The 16,179-nt window shown below is 69.8% G+C and carries 16 protein-coding genes and 1 pseudogene; 4 read left to right on the top strand and 13 right to left on the bottom strand.

Annotated elements, in window-relative coordinates; translation table 11 throughout:
- Positions 1–19 precede the first annotated feature (19 nt).
- The 9 genes from J7I98_RS36515 to J7I98_RS36475 form a co-directional block, all read right to left on the bottom strand.
- Positions 20–1,639 carry an IS4 family transposase gene (locus tag J7I98_RS36515; protein ID WP_214929372.1) on the bottom strand — a complete coding sequence of 540 codons (1,620 nt, stop codon included), beginning with the start codon at positions 1,637–1,639 and terminating at the stop codon, positions 20–22.
- A gap of 506 nt (positions 1,640–2,145) precedes the next feature.
- Complete coding sequence (locus tag J7I98_RS36510; protein ID WP_214929371.1) at positions 2,146–3,933, bottom strand: ABC transporter ATP-binding protein; 1,788 nt, start codon at positions 3,931–3,933, stop codon at positions 2,146–2,148.
- 4 nt (positions 3,934–3,937) lie between these two features.
- Positions 3,938–4,354 (bottom strand): lasso peptide biosynthesis B2 protein, encoded by a 417-nt coding sequence (locus J7I98_RS36505; RefSeq protein WP_214929370.1) that lies wholly within the window; start codon positions 4,352–4,354, stop codon positions 3,938–3,940.
- A complete protein-coding gene (locus J7I98_RS36500) occupies positions 4,351–4,611 on the bottom strand; it encodes a lasso peptide biosynthesis PqqD family chaperone (protein WP_214929369.1) in 261 nt (86 codons plus the stop codon). Before J7I98_RS36500 ends, J7I98_RS36505 begins: the two co-directional genes overlap by 4 nt.
- Before the next feature lie 4 nt (positions 4,612–4,615).
- Positions 4,616–6,481: a lasso peptide isopeptide bond-forming cyclase gene (locus J7I98_RS36495; protein WP_214929368.1), complete on the bottom strand. Its 1,866-nt coding sequence runs from the start codon at positions 6,479–6,481 to the stop codon at positions 4,616–4,618.
- Between the two features lie 145 nt (positions 6,482–6,626).
- Positions 6,627–6,731, bottom strand: coding sequence for a keywimysin-related RiPP (locus J7I98_RS36490; RefSeq protein WP_214929367.1), 105 nt, complete (start codon positions 6,729–6,731; stop codon positions 6,627–6,629).
- 534 nt (positions 6,732–7,265) lie between these two features.
- Complete coding sequence (locus tag J7I98_RS36485; RefSeq protein ID WP_214929366.1) at positions 7,266–7,484, bottom strand: cold-shock protein; 219 nt, start codon at positions 7,482–7,484, stop codon at positions 7,266–7,268.
- Between the two features lie 256 nt (positions 7,485–7,740).
- Positions 7,741–8,304, bottom strand: coding sequence for a peptide deformylase (locus J7I98_RS36480; RefSeq protein ID WP_214929365.1), 564 nt, complete (start codon positions 8,302–8,304; stop codon positions 7,741–7,743).
- Entirely contained in the window at positions 8,301–9,284 is a 984-nt protein-coding gene (locus J7I98_RS36475; protein WP_214929364.1) for a helix-turn-helix transcriptional regulator, read from the bottom strand. The genes J7I98_RS36480 and J7I98_RS36475 overlap by 4 nt, the downstream gene beginning before the upstream one ends.
- Before the next feature lie 147 nt (positions 9,285–9,431).
- Here J7I98_RS36475 and J7I98_RS36470 point away from each other — a divergent pair, with 147 nt between their 5' ends.
- Entirely contained in the window at positions 9,432–10,589 is a 1,158-nt protein-coding gene (locus J7I98_RS36470) for a glycosyltransferase (RefSeq protein WP_214929363.1), read from the top strand.
- Here J7I98_RS36470 and J7I98_RS36465 read toward each other — a convergent pair.
- The gene (locus J7I98_RS36465; RefSeq protein WP_214929362.1) at positions 10,568–10,921 is read right to left on the bottom strand and encodes a hypothetical protein; all 354 of its coding nucleotides are present in this window, start codon (positions 10,919–10,921) and stop codon (positions 10,568–10,570) included. The two genes, J7I98_RS36470 and J7I98_RS36465, sit on opposite strands and share 22 nt — an antisense overlap.
- A 445-nt stretch (positions 10,922–11,366) precedes the next feature.
- Between J7I98_RS36465 and J7I98_RS36460 the strand changes: the two genes are divergently transcribed.
- Complete coding sequence (locus J7I98_RS36460; RefSeq protein WP_214929361.1) at positions 11,367–11,546, top strand: hypothetical protein; 180 nt, start codon at positions 11,367–11,369, stop codon at positions 11,544–11,546.
- A gap of 498 nt (positions 11,547–12,044) precedes the next feature.
- On the opposite strand, the gene lpdA is transcribed toward J7I98_RS36460, so the two are convergent.
- Positions 12,045–13,454, bottom strand: a complete 1,410-nt coding sequence (gene lpdA / locus J7I98_RS36455; protein WP_214929360.1) for a dihydrolipoyl dehydrogenase — start codon at positions 13,452–13,454, stop codon at positions 12,045–12,047.
- Between the two features lie 94 nt (positions 13,455–13,548).
- On the opposite strand from lpdA, the gene J7I98_RS36450 reads away from it, so the two are divergent.
- On the top strand, positions 13,549–14,499 hold the full coding sequence (locus tag J7I98_RS36450) for a LysR family transcriptional regulator (RefSeq protein ID WP_214929359.1): 951 nt from the start codon (positions 13,549–13,551) through the stop codon (positions 14,497–14,499).
- A 14-nt stretch (positions 14,500–14,513) separates the two neighbouring features.
- On the opposite strand, the gene J7I98_RS36445 is transcribed toward J7I98_RS36450, so the two are convergent.
- Positions 14,514–14,663 (bottom strand): hypothetical protein, encoded by a 150-nt coding sequence (locus J7I98_RS36445; protein WP_214929358.1) that lies wholly within the window; start codon positions 14,661–14,663, stop codon positions 14,514–14,516.
- Between the two features lie 603 nt (positions 14,664–15,266).
- Here J7I98_RS36445 and J7I98_RS36440 point away from each other — a divergent pair.
- Positions 15,267–15,857, top strand: a complete 591-nt coding sequence (locus tag J7I98_RS36440; RefSeq protein ID WP_214929357.1) for an AAA family ATPase — start codon at positions 15,267–15,269, stop codon at positions 15,855–15,857.
- Between the two features lie 58 nt (positions 15,858–15,915).
- Here the strand turns inward: J7I98_RS36440 and J7I98_RS41775 are convergent.
- A pseudogene (locus tag J7I98_RS41775) lies at positions 15,916–16,179 on the bottom strand (nucleotidyltransferase); the annotation flags it as partial.

Here is a 16,179-nt window from a genome sequence, read left to right as displayed (position 1 = left end):
CTTGTTTCTCCGCAGGCCCTTAAGGGCCCGTTGGCGATGTCAAGGCATCGGGGAGCGTGATCTTGTAGGTGCTCGGTGCCGTGCGGATGAGTCGGCCGTTGCGAGCCCAGTAGCAGAATTGCGCGGTGAGACTGCTGAGGGCGCGCCCCGTGGCGGCGAGGCCGAGGCGCTGTGCGATGTCACGAGTGTGCATCGGCTGATTGGCGTTCGCTGCCAGGATCCGGCAGACCAGGCCCCATCGGCCCGAGGAGGCTCGTCCTGGATCGTGCGCGCTGGGTAGGGCCGGGGGATGCACGGTGATCTCGATGCTGGTGATCGATGTGCTGTCGCGAGGTCGTGCGTCGCGGTTCCAGCTGTTGTAGCGGGAGGTTCCGCACCTGACGATGCGGGTGGACAGCCTCATCCGGCGCTCGGGAAGCGGCGCGCGCAGGACGCGGGAACCGATGTGTCCTACCATGTCGTAGCTGGTTCTCGCCCCGGCGGTCGCAGTCGCGCCGATGAGGCTCACGACCGTGTCACGCGCGGCCTCCAGAGCGACTGTGAAGCCGGCCCGGTCGGGATCGTGGCCGGGCATTGTCTCCACCGCGGTCACCATGACCGAGCGCAGGGCTTGGTAGAGGGTGAGTAATGCCCACATCTCCTGGGTGAGGCCCATCGGGTCCTTCGAGCGTAGAACTCGCCCTTTGAGCAGGCTGTGGCGTAGGGCCAGGTAGGCGATCTCGATCTCCCATCGCTCGTGGTAGAGACGCACCAACTGGTCGGCGGGGTCGGCACGGTGGTCGCTGAGTGTGGTCAGCAGGCGGTAGGTGCCGCCGAAGACGCCGCCGTCGACGGTGCGGGAGCGGATCTCCGCCTCGATCACCCGCAGTGAGAGTCCCCCGATCCGAGTCAGGTAGGAGCCGTCGGGCAGCAGTGCCAACATCGGTGGGCGTCGCGTGCTGGTTGCGCGAATCAGGAACTGCGCTCCCTGAGCTGCGATGTCCTTGAGCAGTTCGTTGCTGTCGAAGGCGCGGTCGGCCAGGAGGAGCATGTCCGTGGTCAGACTGCCGACCAGGTCGTGAGCGTAGTCGGTCTCGCCCTTGGTGGCGGGACCGAAGACGGCTCCGATCAGGCCGCGCGTGCCGGTCTCGCACAGAGTCATCAGCATCAGTCGGGGATAAGCCCCCGGCCCGTAGCGGCGTTGGACGCGGCCGAGCCAGGACCGGTTGCGCTCGTGGTCGGGGACGGACAGGCTCCCGCAGCCATCGAAGGCGACCGTACGCCAGCGGCGGTAGCTCACTCCGGGCGTGGACGGCTGGGCCAGCGGGCCGGCCAACACGTCGAATAGCCGCTTGAGTGGGGCCACGCCGATGCGCCGACGCAGATCGCGAAGTGCCTTCTCCGACGGCTGCGGCGCTCTGTCTGCCAGGCCGGCCACCAGCTTGCCCCACACCAGCCCGGCGCCCAAATGCTCGAACAGCCCGAGCGTGAGCACGAAGTACACACCGACGCGAGAGGGGAGGCTTCGCAATCGTTGCTCGCGTGCCCCGGTCTCGTCCAGTACGGCATCTACCAACTCTGGCGGGATGACCTGCGTTAACTCACCGATGTGACCGGGCGCGAACACGTTCTCGGTTCCGCCCGTGACAGACTGGGGCACTGGGCCTCTGCTTTCTCAGGAAGATCTTGGTCGATCCCCTGGATAGCAGAGGCCCCTTCGCGTCGCACCCGCCCTTGACATCACCAACGGGCCCTTAAACTTCGTGGCATTGGATGCTCGACGCGGTGCGTTACGTCGTCGACAACAGGATCGAATGGCGGGGAGGGGGACTGACCTGCGGCTTTGCCACGAAAACGCTGCGGACCAGGGGAAACTACGCTCGGTAGTTCTCACTGGTCCGCAGGGTTTTTCGCTGTGCTGTGCCCTGGATGTGCCCGCGGAGGGCACTCCGCGGGAGCCGACCGGTGGTGGGTACTTGGACCGTGTCCTACGTGGTGAGGCCGGCCGGTGATGGCTCATGGCGGATCTGGTTGAGCGGCTGGTGCCGGGCTACTGAGATTTTCGGTTCAGGGTGACGGTGATCTCTGTGGTGGGTGTATCCCGTGTCATGCGGTATCCCGATGGGGGCGGTCTTCCCGCACACCGGAACGCCCCCGTGGCCTGGTCTATAAGCGATGAACGTGTTTGTTCGCGGGCGGATCCACCCCGCTGAGCAACTGCGTCCTGGCAAGTTCGGCGTACAGCGCGTCGCTCGCCATGAGTTCCGCGTGGGTACCGACCGCCCGCACCCGCCCCGCCTCCATGACCACGATCCGGTCGGCCGTGGTCACCGTGGACAGGCGGTGGGCGATCACCAGGACCGTGGTGTCGCGGGCGGTGTCGGCGATGGTGTCGCGCAGGGCCGCCTCGTTGGCCGCGTCGAGTTGAGACGTAGCCTCGTCCAGGAGCAGCAGCCTCGGGCGGCGCAGCAGGGCGCGGGCGACCGCCACGCGCTGGCGTTCACCGCCGGAGAGGCGGGTGCCGCGGTGGCCCACTTCGGTGTCCAGGCCATGGGGCAGAAGGTCCGCCAGGGCGTCCAGGCGGGACAGGCGCAGTACGCGGGCCAGCCGCTCGGCGGTAGGGGCAGGGGCGCCGAGGGTCAGGTTGTCGCGGAGGGTGCCGGCGAGGACGGGGACGTCCTGTTCGACGTAGCCGATGGCCGCGCGGAGACTGGCCAGGGGCCACTCGCGCACGTCGAGCCCGTCCAGCAGGACGCGGCCCGCGTCGGGCTCGTAGAATCGCTCGATCAGGGAGAAGACGGTGGTCTTGCCCGCCCCCGACGGGCCGACGAACGCGGTCAGGCCGCGTGCGGGCACGGTGAAGGAGACCTCGTGGTGCACGCGCGGCAGCCCGGGGCGGTAGGCGAAGCGCACCTGTTGGAACGTCACACCGGCGGGTGGCCGCGCTTCCCCGTCGTCGGCCTCCTCGGTGCCGGTGTCCTCGACCTCCAGGCTTTCGACGTACCCGATGCGGCCCGCGGCCGCCGATCCGATCTGCAGCTGGCTCACGCCCTCGACGAGTTGGCCGATGCGCGGCGCGAGGGCGAAGAGATAGAGCAGGAAGGCGACGAGCGTGGAGACGTCCGTGGCGCCGGAAGTGACACGGGCGCCGCCCACGCCGAGCACCACGAGGAAGCAGACCTGCACGACCACCGCCGACGCGGTCGCCGAGACAGCCTCCCACGTCGCGGCTCGCACCCCGGTGCGGCGGGCGCGTTCGGCCGCCCGGTGCAGGGCCTCGGCCTCACGCCCCTCGGCGCCCGACGCCTTGACGGTGCGAAAGGCGCCCAGTACCCGCTCCAGGGCGGCCCCGATGCTCCCTACCGCCTCCTGGGTGTGCCGCGTGGCGCGGCCGATGCGCGGGGCAACGACCGCGACAGAGACCCCGACCAGGGAGATCACGACGAGCGTGACGCACAGCAGGACGGCGTCGAGCAGCCCCATCATGACGACCGTCGCCGCGGTGACCAGCGTGCCGGTGACCGCCGCGGACATCGCATGGGGCGCGGTCTGACGCAGCAGCGCGGTGTCCGAGGTCACGCGGGCGATCAGGTCGCCCGGCTCAGTGCGGTCCACCACGGACACCCGAAGCCGGAGGATGCGATCGGCCAGCCGTCGTCGCGCGGCGCAGGCCAGGGACTCGGCCGAGCACTGCAGCACGTAGTGGCCCAGTCCCACGAGGACCGCTCCGGCCACCACCAGCAGGCTGAGCAGGAGAACGGGCTCGGCCGCCGGTCGTCCCTGGCCCATGTCGTCCATCACGCGCTTGGCGGCGAGGGGCTGGGCCAGGCCCATGACACTGCCCATCAGTCCCAGCAGGACGCCCACGGCCAGGCGCCCGCGCTGCGGTCGCAGCTGGGTCGCCAGGGCCCGGTGTCCCGATGGAGCCTCCGGGGCGGAGATCCGCGTGGTCACGGGCTCAGTTCACCGTGAGGAAGCGCTGGAAGTAGTCGGCCGGCGTGCCCTCGCCGACGAGGACCCCTTCGGCCTCCACCCAGGCATGCGCCGCGAACGGCGGGCGGCTGCGCACCCCCACGCACCACGTGGGCCACTGCCCGTAGCAGCGGCAGAGCAGCACGGTGGCCAGGGAGCGGGGCAGGCACCCCTTCTGGCCCCCGGCGGCGAGGCTCACGGCGAGCACCGTTTGCCGCGCCGTGCTCGCCTCGGCGAGGGTGGCGGGCCGGGCGCCGCGGCGCAGTCGGCACAGGACCGCGCGGATACGGGCGGGCGGCTGGGTGGCCAGCAGATGGGCGCCGCCCACCGCGAGCCGGGCCACGAAGCGGCGGCCCAGCGGGACGGAGCGGGGGTGGTAGGGCATCGCCTCCGGTGTCGTCACGCCGGCCTCACGAGTCCGGCGGAGCGCAGCTCGCCGACGATGCGGTCGACGTCCCGTGCCGCCAGGTCGGCGTCGACGTCCTCGTACCGCGAGATCAGCTCCGCCACGGCCCGCTCGGTGCCCTGACCGTCCAGCAGGGTTTGCAGTACGAGGGCCGCGGTCGGGTTGAGCGTCCAGTACTCGGCGCTGTCCTGGTCGAGCAGCGCCATACCGTACTCGGTCTCCGTCAGCAGGACACCGGGCTTCAGGCCGATCATCGACTCACCTCTCTCGTACGGACGGGAACGGCGGGAGCGACGGGCGCGGCGGCGCCATTTCCCGGGAGCGCAGCCACACTTCGCAGGCGATGGTGGGGTGCAGCAGGAAGCTCTCGGTCTCCGCCGCGAGCGCGCGGTGGCACCACTCGCGCAGGACCCGCTCATCGGCCAGGCCGAGCCGGGCCAGCCGGGAGTCCTCGCACAGCGCCAGCAGCGCGCGGCGGTGCCGGCGCAGCCCCACCTCCTCCTCGAACGTGGCGTTGGCCTTGGTGCCGCGCGTGCGGGACGCCTCCGGCACAACGCCGCGCGTGGCCTCGACGATCAGCGGCTTGTACCGCCAGGGAGTGGTCCGCTCCTGCGGCCGGACGGCGAGGCACGCCTCAAGGACGCGGGTGTCGTAGTAGGGGGCGGAGATGGTGATGCCCATGGGGGCGGCCATCTGCCCGATGTGCCGCGCCCACTGGGAGACACTGTCCATCGCGACGAGCTCGCGGTGCCGGCCGTGGTCCCAGCCCCGGGGCTCGGCGGCGGCCCGGGCGGCGGCCCGGAGCAGTTCGCGGGCGGCGGCGACGGCGTCGGGAGTGGCCCAGGGCGGCATCCGGGGCGGCACGGCCCAGTCGAGCAGCGGTGCGTCCACGGGGGCGGGCGGCTCGGTCAGTTCGCGGGCCACCCGGTCCAGCCAGGACCGGTAGGAGCGCCGGTCCGCGAGCTGGCGCAGCACACCCCGGCGGCTCCACTGGTACTTGGCGGCGTAGCCCCGCACGGCGCGCAGTGCGACGAACGGGTGGGTGAGCGCGACGGCGTGCAGATGGGCGGGGGTTCCGGCGAGGAGTTCGTCGCCGCCCAGGCCGGTCAGATGGAGGCCGGACCCCCGGGCCGCGGCCATCTCCACGATGCCCATGCGGCGGTTGCGGTCGACGGCGAGGACGCTGGGCGTGTCCAGGACGTCCTCAAGGGCGTCGATCCCGTCGAAGGTCATGGCCACGTCCTGGGCCGGTACGACGTGGTGTTCGATGCTTGGCAGCGCTGCGACGGTCCGCCGCGCCCAGTACACGTCGTCGCCCGCCTCGTCGTGGATGGCGGCGGTGTAGGCGACGACCTTCGCGCCCGTGCGGGCGGCGGCGCAGCACACGGCGGTCGAGTCCAGTCCGCCCAGGTCCGACGTCACCAAGTCGCGCCCCCGGGTGCGTACTTCGACCGCATCGGTGAGTGCCTGCCGGAGGAGCGTGGCACCTTCGGCGAGCGGGAGGACGGGGTCGGGCGGTGACCACCAGCGTGTGGTGCGGGCCCGTCCGCCGGGGTCGAGGGTCAGGTCGTGGCCGCCCGGTACGGCGCGCACACCGCGCCACAGTGGGGCGCCCGAGAGCGGGTGCGGGGCGCCCAGGGTGAGCATCTCCAGGGCGATGTGGCGTTCGTCGAACGGTGCGCCGGTCAACTCGGCGAGTACGTCGGCACGGTCGGCGGCCGCGCTCACCGGTCCCTCGGTGTGGAAGACGCGCCGTATGTCGACGACGCCGCCCCGCAGCCGTACCTGTCCGCCGCCGCTGACCACGAGGTGGAAGCTTCCAGCCCAGTGGGCGGTGGCGCGGTCAAGGGCCGAGTGGGAAGAGACGGCGGCCGCGGCGGCTCGTGCGGCCTCCCGCGCGGTGACGGCGTGTTCCCCGAGCACCGCGACGCGCGTTCCGCCGTGTTCCCCCACCGTGATCGCCTCCGACGCCCAGCGGCCCACCAGCCAGGGTCGGCCGGACGCGTGGCGCAGGCTTCCGTGCGCGTGGGCGAGTGCTCCGGCGGCGAGGGCTGAGGCCGCTTCGGTGTCGGGAAGGGCGACGAACCAGGCGGGCGCGGCCTGGAGCGACAAGGGCTGGTCCATGGGCTTCGGCCTCCGGTCGGCGGTGCTCCGGGCAGCGGACCGGGTGGCGGTGTCCGCCGCCACCCGGTTGGGCCGGCCGGCTGAGCGGCCGGCCCATGCGCGATCGCCACGGCCCGGACCGCTCAGCGGTCACGGGCCGCACCGCTCAGAGGAGCTGCTTGCCGCCGAGGATGTCCTTCGGCCCGGTGTGCTTGCCGGTCACCTTGCGGAAGCTGCCAGCCTTGGCGAGGGTGGGGCGCTCGTACGTCATGGTCGTTCTCCTTTTCTCTACGAGGGGACGATGAGCACAACAGACGCCTGTGCAGCGGATTCGGAACGGTTCTGGCCGAAAGTCATTGCCGACGAATCCGCGCCCCAATGGTAGGTATGACAAGCGCAATATCACCATGACTTTCCCAGGCGGTTGAGGGCATTCGAGGGGCGTGCGCTCTGCGTTCCTTGCCCGTGTGCAATCCCCCGCGCCCCCGGAAGTAGGCGGGGAAAGCGTTCTGAAGAATCGTTTACCCCGAAGAATTACCGGGAGGGTCGTTCCGCCGGAAGATCCGTTCCGGCAGCGGTTGAAATGGAAACTATCTAGCCTCGCGCTTTCACGTGATCCGTGGCCCGGTGCGTGATCGTAAACGCAAGAAACTCTCCTGGCTTGCGACGATAGAACTTTGCTGAGGGTCCTGTTCGGCGCAGTGCAAGGACCATTTCTCTGGTGAAGAAGCGCATCCTGGTCGAAGAGACCCAAGGTCACCACGGACCTTCCTTCGCAGGTCACCCACTCACCCGCTCAACAACCTCAGCAACATCCGCCGGCCCGCCGGACGTTCTCGGCGCGGACTCCCTCGGAGTCCACGATGACGTCGAAGACCACTCTGTCACCGGCCCTCAGCCCCTGATCGCGAAAACACCCCTGGATGGCCACGGAGTCCACGCGGGCGTCCGGCTCCTCCTCCTTCCGCGCGATGACGCCCCACCTCTTCTCAGGGCTGAACCACTTCACAACGCCTCTGGGCACACCCTCACCTCTTTCAAGAGCAGGTGTGAAGCAGGACTCTGCCCAGAGCCTTACGGTTCGCGCATCCCGCGCCATTCACCCATTCGAGCGGGACGCTCTCTGACCAGGAACCCCGAGGTCAGTAGGTTGGCGGCGACAGCTTGAATGGGGGGCTAACGCAGCTTGCCCACACACTCGCGACGCCAAGTAGCCACCCAACCAGCACCCCAGGCGAATACGCGGCACATGAATAGGCGAGCTCACCAGTCTCAACCCCCTACTCGTATGCCCACGCACGGCCGGTCTGGCGGTACTCCTCCACCGGGATCGGCTGGACCCCTGTTCGCATGCGGGTGGTGTACAGCAGCCCGTCGAGGTGGTCGATCTCGTGGTGGACGAGGCGGGCGAGACCGCGGTCGTACACCGTGGTCACGGTCTCACCGGTCAGGGCCGTGGTCTCCACCGTGATCTTCAGCGGGCGGGGGACGAGGCCGCGGACGTCGAAGAAGCTCAGACAGCCCTCGTACTGCTCATCCATCTCGTCGGAGTAGGTGGCGATCCGGGGGTTGAGCAGAATGATGGCGGGGGTGTCGCCGGGCGGCTGGACGACGGCGCTGGCGCGTCCGATGCCGATCTGCGGGGCCGCGATACCCATGCCCTTGGCGAAAGGATGGACCTGTCCGATCCGCTCCATGGCGGCGAACAGCTCGTCCACGACACGCTCGGCTACTTCGCGCTCGGCGGGCAGATCAACGGCGCGGGCGGTGTCGGCGAGGATGCCGGCGCCGCGCTGGACGACGCCGAGGTCTCGCATCTGCTGGCTGGGCCGCACGTCAATCACCTGAACTCCCCTTGATCTGTGTCGCGTTCGGGCCGTGCCCGGAACCGCCATTCCAGACGGTACCGAGCGTGCAGGGCGGGTGTGGTCGTGATCCATGTGAATTGCCGTAGGTCGCCGTCGTCGCTGCGGACGGCTGGGGTGCGTAGAGGGGTGGCTTCGGCGGTCATGGAGGTCTCGGTGCCCCAGACCACCGGGTCGAGGGCGACGGGGAAGACGAGCTGGACCTCCAACTGCTCGGTGGGCAGGCGGACGGCCCGTTGGAACCAGTTGCCCCACTTGTTGTCGCCGACGGTGTAGGCGTACTCGATCCACACGGACTCGCCTGGGTAGAGCGGGAAGCGACCGTGCTCGTTGTCGAACAGCAACCAGACTTCTTTGAAGGCATCGCGGTCGTGCTTGGCCTGCCAGCGCATCGCCTCGCCCCGGCAGGTGGCGGTGAGGTTGAGTTCGTCCCAGGTCAGTGGGTGTGCCCGGTAGTGCGCGTTGGACCGCTCGGGATCGCCGGGGTAGCGGTCGACGGAGATGCGGATCAGGTAGCGGGTCACCGGCTCCTCGCCGGTGTTCCGCAGGAGCCGCCGCATGGTGAGCCGGTAGGAACGGCCGTCGTAGTGGAGCCGGGCGGCGTCGTGTTCGACGACGAGGGCGGAGCCGGTCGCGTACGGCTGCTCGGGCCTGCGCGGGGCCGGTGGTGCTGAGGGAGGGCGCCGGGCCTTGGTCTCCCTGGCCTTGGCTTGCTCGTAATCGCACCAGCGTCTCCAGATCGCCTTCCCGGCGTTCAGGGCTTCGTCGGCGAGCCGGGCGAACTCCTCGCTGGGCTTGTGGCGGCCGGACTCCATGTGGCTGACGTACGACGGATCGAAGCCCATGGCCTGCGCTAAGGCCCGCTTGGACATGCCGCGTACTTCCCGCCACCGCGCGACCTCGGCCGCGAAGTTCTCGGCCGCCTGCTCGACGGTGATCTCCTCGTCCTGCGCGTCCATCGAAGCCCCGCCCCGCGTCCTCATTGGTGAGCATGAGTGAACCGTGAGTGATCCCAGTTCATCATCCCGTCACGGCCCACGTCGCCGTTTTCCTTCCCTCACCGACCCGGATCGACCCTTCCGGGCAGATGAGGGAGGCGACGCATCATGCACGTGCTGTACCTGCTCAACATCTCCAACCCAGACCGGCTGTCTGCGGATTCGGGCTGGATCTTCGCGGACCTGCTCGCCCCGGCCCTGGCGGACGCCGGGGCGGAGGTGACCGTCGCGGCCCCGGCTGCGGCCGGGGATGCCCGTTGCGGCTTCCACCAGACGCAGGTGCCCGGGACGAAGTACCGGGCCCGGTTCTCCGCGGACATCGACGAGTTGGTGGCGCTGATCCGCACCGAGAAGCCGGATGTCGTCGTGGCCAACCAGATCGAGGAGGCCCCGGCCATCCGCACGGCCCTGCTGGAGGCCGGATCGAATGCGCGGCTGGCTGGCTACTGCCACTACCTGCCGTTCTCCTTCACCGGCGGCGGTCAGCTCCTGCTCGATCCGTCGTTGAACGACGCAGGGCTGGGTCGGCCGGTGCTGCTGGCATTCGCCGCCGGTCTGGCGGCCTGCGACCGGGTGATGGTCCACTCCTCCACGGCCGCCTCATGGGTGTCGGCCGCCGCAGCACGCATGACCGTGCACCTCGGTGACCGGTTGCGGGTGGTGCCAGCACCGCGTGACGAGCGGCTGGTTCGCGACCCCATCACGGCTCATCGTCGGCAGCGCAGTGGGGCGATCGGGGTCTACAACCACCGGCTGTACGCGCACTACGGGACCGAGCGGTTCGTGCACCTGACCCGTGATCTGGTGGCCTCCGGTGCGGTCCATCTGCGGGTCATGGATCTGTTCGGCCAGCGCCGGCCTGCCCGTACGGGCCTGGACGACAGCCCCGAGCGGATGCGCGATCGGCTTGCCGCCCTGCCTCACGTCCAGGTCGTCTCCGATCAAGGCGACCGCGTCCGCTACAAGGAGCTGCTGGCCGACGCCCGCTTCGGCATCGCACCGTTCCGCCCCGGCTGCCCCTGGTCCATGAGCTTGATCGACTGCCAGGGCATGGGCCTGCCGGTCATCGCCTCGCGCCTGGGCTGGCTCGCCGAGCACATCGACCCCGAGCTGTGCTTCACCACCCCGGCCGAGGCCGTTGCCCTGGCCGAACGCCTGGCCACGGATGACGAGTTCCATGCTCTACACGCCAAGCGCGCCCACGCCTCCACCACCGACTTCGCCCCCGCCCTGGTCGCCGCACGCTACCTGGAGGCCCTCTCATGACTGAGTTCGACGCCGTCTTCCTCTCTTTCGACGAGCCGATGGCCGACTGCCTGCACTCCCGGCTTCAGAGGACGCTCGGCGGCACGGTCAAGCGGCTGCACGGCGTGCACGGAATGCGCCGGGCCTACCGGCTGTGCGCCGAAATCGTCGACCACGAGCAGTTCTTCCTCGCCGACGGCGACTTCGCCATCGACACCGGCTTCGACCCGGCCGCCGTCGAGCCGCTGGGCGAGGGAGTGTCCATGCGGGTGTGGCGGGCGGTCAATCCGGTCAACACAGCAGGACCCGCCCGTGTGCCGGGCCGGGGTGACGTGGGCCGTGTCCTTCCGCACCGGAGTGCGTTGGTGGCGGTGACGCGTGCACGGGTTGCAAAGACCCCACGGGACTGGTGCCGCCGACGGCCCCCGGTACCGCGCCCGGCGCCGGGGATCCGCAATCGTCGGTTCCGCCCCCTCCGGACCGTTGATCGAAGCCCTGGTATCCCCTCGGGACCAGGGCTTCGTGCTGCCCGGGCGCGGTGCGCCGGTCGGGCGGGTGGTGGACTTGAATGGCTGCCGGACCAGTGGGTCCAACCACGGTGTGCTGGTCCGGCAGCCCGGGAGCGGGGCGCCGACGGCGTCTCTGGGCTCCTTGGGGGGCGGTGCGGGGGCGGTGGGGCCGTGCCCGCACCGCGCGGTCAGCGGCCAGGTCAGGGATACCGGCGGGCGAGGATCGTCCACTCCTCATCCGGCCGGCCGGCCCGCGACAGGGAGAGTGCGCATGGGGCTCAAGGAGCAGGTGAGAGAGATAGTCGAGAAGGCAGCGAGAATGGCGCGGCCGAAGACCACGGCACGGAGGGCGGCCCACGCCCAGGCCGAGCGGCAGCGCAAGCACTACACCGAGCTCAAGCGCTGGAAGTTCCAACAGGAACGTAAACGTCAGGAGGCGTCGCACCGCAGCAGCCAGAACCACGACTAGGCAGTGTCTCTTCGATCTGGTGGCTTGTGCCGGTGTGGTGTCTGGTGGTGATGGACAAGACCGATGACTCTGGTGCGCTGCCACGGTCTATCCCCGCAGTGGCCATGCCGATAGGCGGTCACGCCGAGTAACCGCAACGCGAGGAGTACCGTGATCATCATTGCGAACGCTTCCGTGGCACGGGCCCGGAGCCGGAGCAGACGGCTCCGATCCGCGACGCCGAGGTGAGCAAGTACCGGATTTCCGGCGTTGAGGCCCCGTAGGCCATGCCCGTTCCATCATGAGCGGAGCCAGATGAGGAGCGCGGCAACAGTAGCGGTGCCGAGGTAGACGTATCCGCTCGCCGTGGGCCTCACGGTGGCGGTGCTGTTCGACGCTGTGGTGCTGCGGGCACTGATCCTGCCTCGGCGATGGCACTGCTCGGAGACCGCTGCTGGTGGTCGCCGTGGAGCGCCGCGCCGGGGCGCAGGGAGCCGGCCGGAGCGGCGCTGCCTCGTCCTACTGCTGGTGCAGGCCACGGCCCGCGAGCGTAAGGAAGGTTTCACCGACTGCTTCGGAGAGGGTCGGGTGGGCGTGGATGTGGCGGGCGACGTCGGAGGGTTCGGCGTCCCAGCCGACGATCAGCTGGCTCTCGGCGATCATCTCCGAGACGTTCGGGCCCACCAGATGCACGCCGAGGACCTGCCCGCCGCGCTCGGCGACGACCTTCACCACACCGCCCTGACCGTGCACCATGCCCTTGGCCACAGCGGTCAGGGGCATGGTGTTGACGACCACGTCGTGGTCGCGGCCCCGGGCCTGCGCCTCGCTCAGCCCCACCGAAGCGGTCTGCGGCGAGGAGTACGTCACCCGGGGCACCGCCGCGTAGTCCACGGGCGGCGAAGCGAGACCCGCCAGCGTCTCGGCCACCAACAGGCCCTCCGCGAACGAGGCGTGGGCCAGCCCGAGCGAGGGCGGCGGCAGCAAATCGCCCACCACATGTATGCCGCGCACAGCCGTCTCCAGGCGGGACCAGTCGGCGGGCGCGACGAATCCGCGCTCGTCGGCCGCCAGCCCGGCCGCCGCCAGGCCGAGGCTGTCCGTCACAGGGGCGCGGCCCACGGCGACCAGCAGCCGCGCGGCCTCGACGGTGCGGGTCTCGCCGCGCGGGGTGCGGATGTCCGCCCGTACGCCGTCGTCGAGGACGGTCGCGTCCAGCAGCCGGGCGCCGGTCTGCACATCAATGCCGCGCTTCTTCAGGCCGCGCGTCAAGTGGCGTGACACGTCGACGTCTTCGAGCGGTACGAGCCGGTCCGCGGCCTCGACCAGGGTGACTTCGGCGCCCATGGAACGGTGGAACGAGGCGTACTCCACGCCGATCGCACCGCCGCCGAGCACCAGTACGGACTGCGGCAGCCCGGGCGCGAACAGTGCGTCGTCGCTGGTCACGACGCGGCTACCGTCCGGGTCGAGCCCCGGCAGCGTACGGGGCCTCGACCCGGTGGCCAGGACGACACCCCGGCGCGCGTGGAAAGCACCGACGCCCTCGACCCGTACGCTCCGGAGTCCCGTCAACTCGGCGTTGCCCCGCACCACATCTACCCCGGCGTGCGCGAGGTGGCCCTCCACGCCCTTGTGGTTGCGGGACACGATGTCGTCCCTGGTCGCCACCAGCGCCGGCCAGTCCACCGATTCGAGCGTCGCCTTCACGCCCCAGCGCTCCCGCGCCTCGGCGATGCCGTCGACCAGTTCGGCGGCGTGCAGCATCGCCTTGCTGGGAATGCAGCCGCGGTGCAGGCAGGTGCCGCCCACCTTGTCGCGCTCCACGAGGGCGACCTTCAGGCCGAGGGATGCGGCGCGCAGGGCGGTGCTGTAACCGCCGGTGCCGCCGCCGATCACGATCACATCGGTTTCATGCGTTTCTGTCATGTCCTCACCCTCCGCCCGCCCCTTGTTATGAGTCCAGGCAATGTTTCTCTGGCTCCGATGCACAGCCTTTATGGGAGGAAGCGGTGAGCGGGGCATGAGCCTTCGTCAGATGGAGTACTTCCTGACGGTCGTCGAGGAGGAGTCCTTCACCCGGGCCGCCGAGATCCTGCACGTCACACAGCCCGCCCTCTCCCACCAGATCAAAGCCCTGGAGAAGTCGGTCGGCGGTGCACTGCTGGAACGCATGCCGCGCGGCGTACGCCTGACCGTGATGGGCCGCGCCTTCCTGCCGCACGCCGAACTGGCTGTGCGCAGTGCCGTCCAGGCCCGGCGCGCTGCACGGGCCGCCGCCGGTGCGGAGGGCGGCGAACTGCACATCGCGACCGTGCACTCGGTGGCGGTCGGCATCCTGCCCGACGTCTTCGCCCGCTGGCGGCGCGAACACCCGGGCGTGGCCCTGGTCCTGCACGAGTACGCGACGACCGAGGCACTGGAGGAACAACTCGAACGGGGCGTCGCCGACCTGGCGGTGGGACCCGCGCCGCCCCGGCACTGGCAGGGCCCCGTAGTGCCGGTGGGCGAGGAGGAGATCGTGCTGGTCGTCGCCTTCGACGACCGCCTCGCGGGACGTACGTCGGTCCGCCTGCCGGAGCTCGCCGACCGCGACTGGGTGCGGTGCGCGATGGAGGTGGTGGTCGAAGGGCAGCACTTCCTGGACTGGGTCTGCGCCAAGGCCGGCTTCGTACCGCGCACGGCGGCCCGCACCGAGCACACCTCGACGGCGGTACGCATGGCCGCAGCCGGGGTCGGCGTCGCCACCGCGCCGTCACATGTGGTGCGGGGAGCGGTGGGCGAGGACTGCGTGGTGCTCCCGGTGGACCCGCCCTGGCGGCGCGCGCTGACGGTCTTCTCCCGCGTCGAGCTGACGGGTGCGGCGGCGGCGTTCGCGGAGCTGCTGTGCGAGTCGCGGTCGTACGGGAAGCCCCAGGCTTCGCTTGCGCGGGTGTACGAGGACTGCCCCGCGACACCGCCGGCGCTCGCCTGAGGGGTACGCCGTCTCTACGGGTGTGAGTTGCCTGCGGCGCTGTTCCCCGCCAAAACGATGACCACGGTGAACTTCTCGTCCAACCGGCTCCGGGCCTCCGTACGCCGACGCAGCCGGAAGAAGACGATGACCGCGAGCAGCACCGCCACATTGATCGTCAGCAACCTCCGGACCTCCCACCAGACCACGACCGTCCTCACAAGAGCGCAGCGGTCGCCCGCCCCAGCCCTCTTGCTGTAGCCCGGTTTCGGCGGCGCTGTGGCCGAGTTGCCTGCGATTGGCAGAAAGCGATCCCGTGGCCGGATTCCGCAGCTGAGCGGGCTCCCGGACCAGTGCCCGACGGTGTCCGGTCAGTCGATGTGCACCTTGACGAAGAGGTCCCCCGGTGCGCCGCCGTTCTTCCCGGGCATGCCCATGCTCCTCAGCCGCAGTTGCCGCCCCACCCGGCCACCCCGCCCGCCCCGCTCCACGCCACACCCCGTCGAGGCGGCCGGAGTCCTCGGCGTCTGGATTCAAAGCCGTCTGTGACTGACGGTTCGGCTTGGATCGACGGGTAGGCGGTGGCGTACGCCGCACACCCAGCGGTCATGTTTGCGAAGCAGCAGATCTGGCGTGTTCGCGCTGGTAGTGAGCCGGGCGGACAGGGCGGAGGCCGGGTTCTGTGCCGAATAGCGGGCCGTGAACGCGCCCCACCTCGTCGCCCTCGTCAGGGCCGAAGCCCGCCTCGAACACGGCGCGCTGGTTGAGCGTAGTGAAAGGATCGCCGCATGAACCAGCCCACCATCGACGCGGCGACCCCGGCTTCTCCGCCTGGCAGGGTGATCGTCCTCACCGGTCCACCCGGTGCGGGCAAGAGCACCGTGGCCCGATTGCTGGCCGACCGGCTCTCGCCCAGCGTCCACCTGCACTGCGACGACTTCTGGCACTTCATCAAGCAAGGCGCCATCGCTCCCTACCTGCCGCAGGCCCACCAGCAGAACGAGACCGTCATCGGCATCCTGGCCAACACCGCCTACGGCTATGCCGCTGGGGGCTACCAGGTGATCTCCGACGGCATCGTCGGCCCCTGGTTCATCAACGCGTTCCGAACCGTAGGTGAGACACAAGATATCGACCTGCACTACATCGTCCTGCGCCCCGATCAGGACACGACGCTGCACCGGGCAGCCAGCCGCAGCGACGACGCCCTGACCGACCCTGAACCAATCCGCGCACTACACCAGCAGTTCACCGACATCGAAGCATTCCAAGGCCACGTACTCGACACGACGCAACTCACCCCGGAAACCACCGCCGGCTCCATCCTGCACGGCCTCGACGAAGGTGCTTTCCTGCTCGAACCGAGGTCTCTCTCGTAGCGAGCGAACAAACCGATCCACAACTCTTGACGATTACTCTCAACCTGCCGGGATCGCATCAGCGATCGACGTAGCCTTCGCGGAGAGGACCGCCCGCCAAGTTCAGCACTCGGATGGCTGAGTTCGTCAGCGGTGTCGGGTCAGCGTGTCTGGCCACGGCGACATGTCCGTCGAGTAGCCCCTGGCCGAGGACGGGGTCAGCTGCTCTCAGGCGTCTGGGCAGCCATTTTCCGGCACCGTTCCAGGTGCGGTGGTGTGCGGTGAGTAGATGCGCCGCTTCTCGCAAGGCTCGGTCCGCAACGGCTAGTGCTCTGACCGCGTA

Source organism: Streptomyces sp. ISL-98 (assembly GCF_018614055.1).
In the GTDB taxonomy this organism is placed as follows: Bacteria; Actinomycetota; Actinomycetes; order Streptomycetales; family Streptomycetaceae; genus Streptomyces; species Streptomyces spiramyceticus.
The sequence above is the reverse complement of the archived record's forward strand: the minus strand, read 5'-3'. Positions and strand labels throughout refer to the sequence as shown.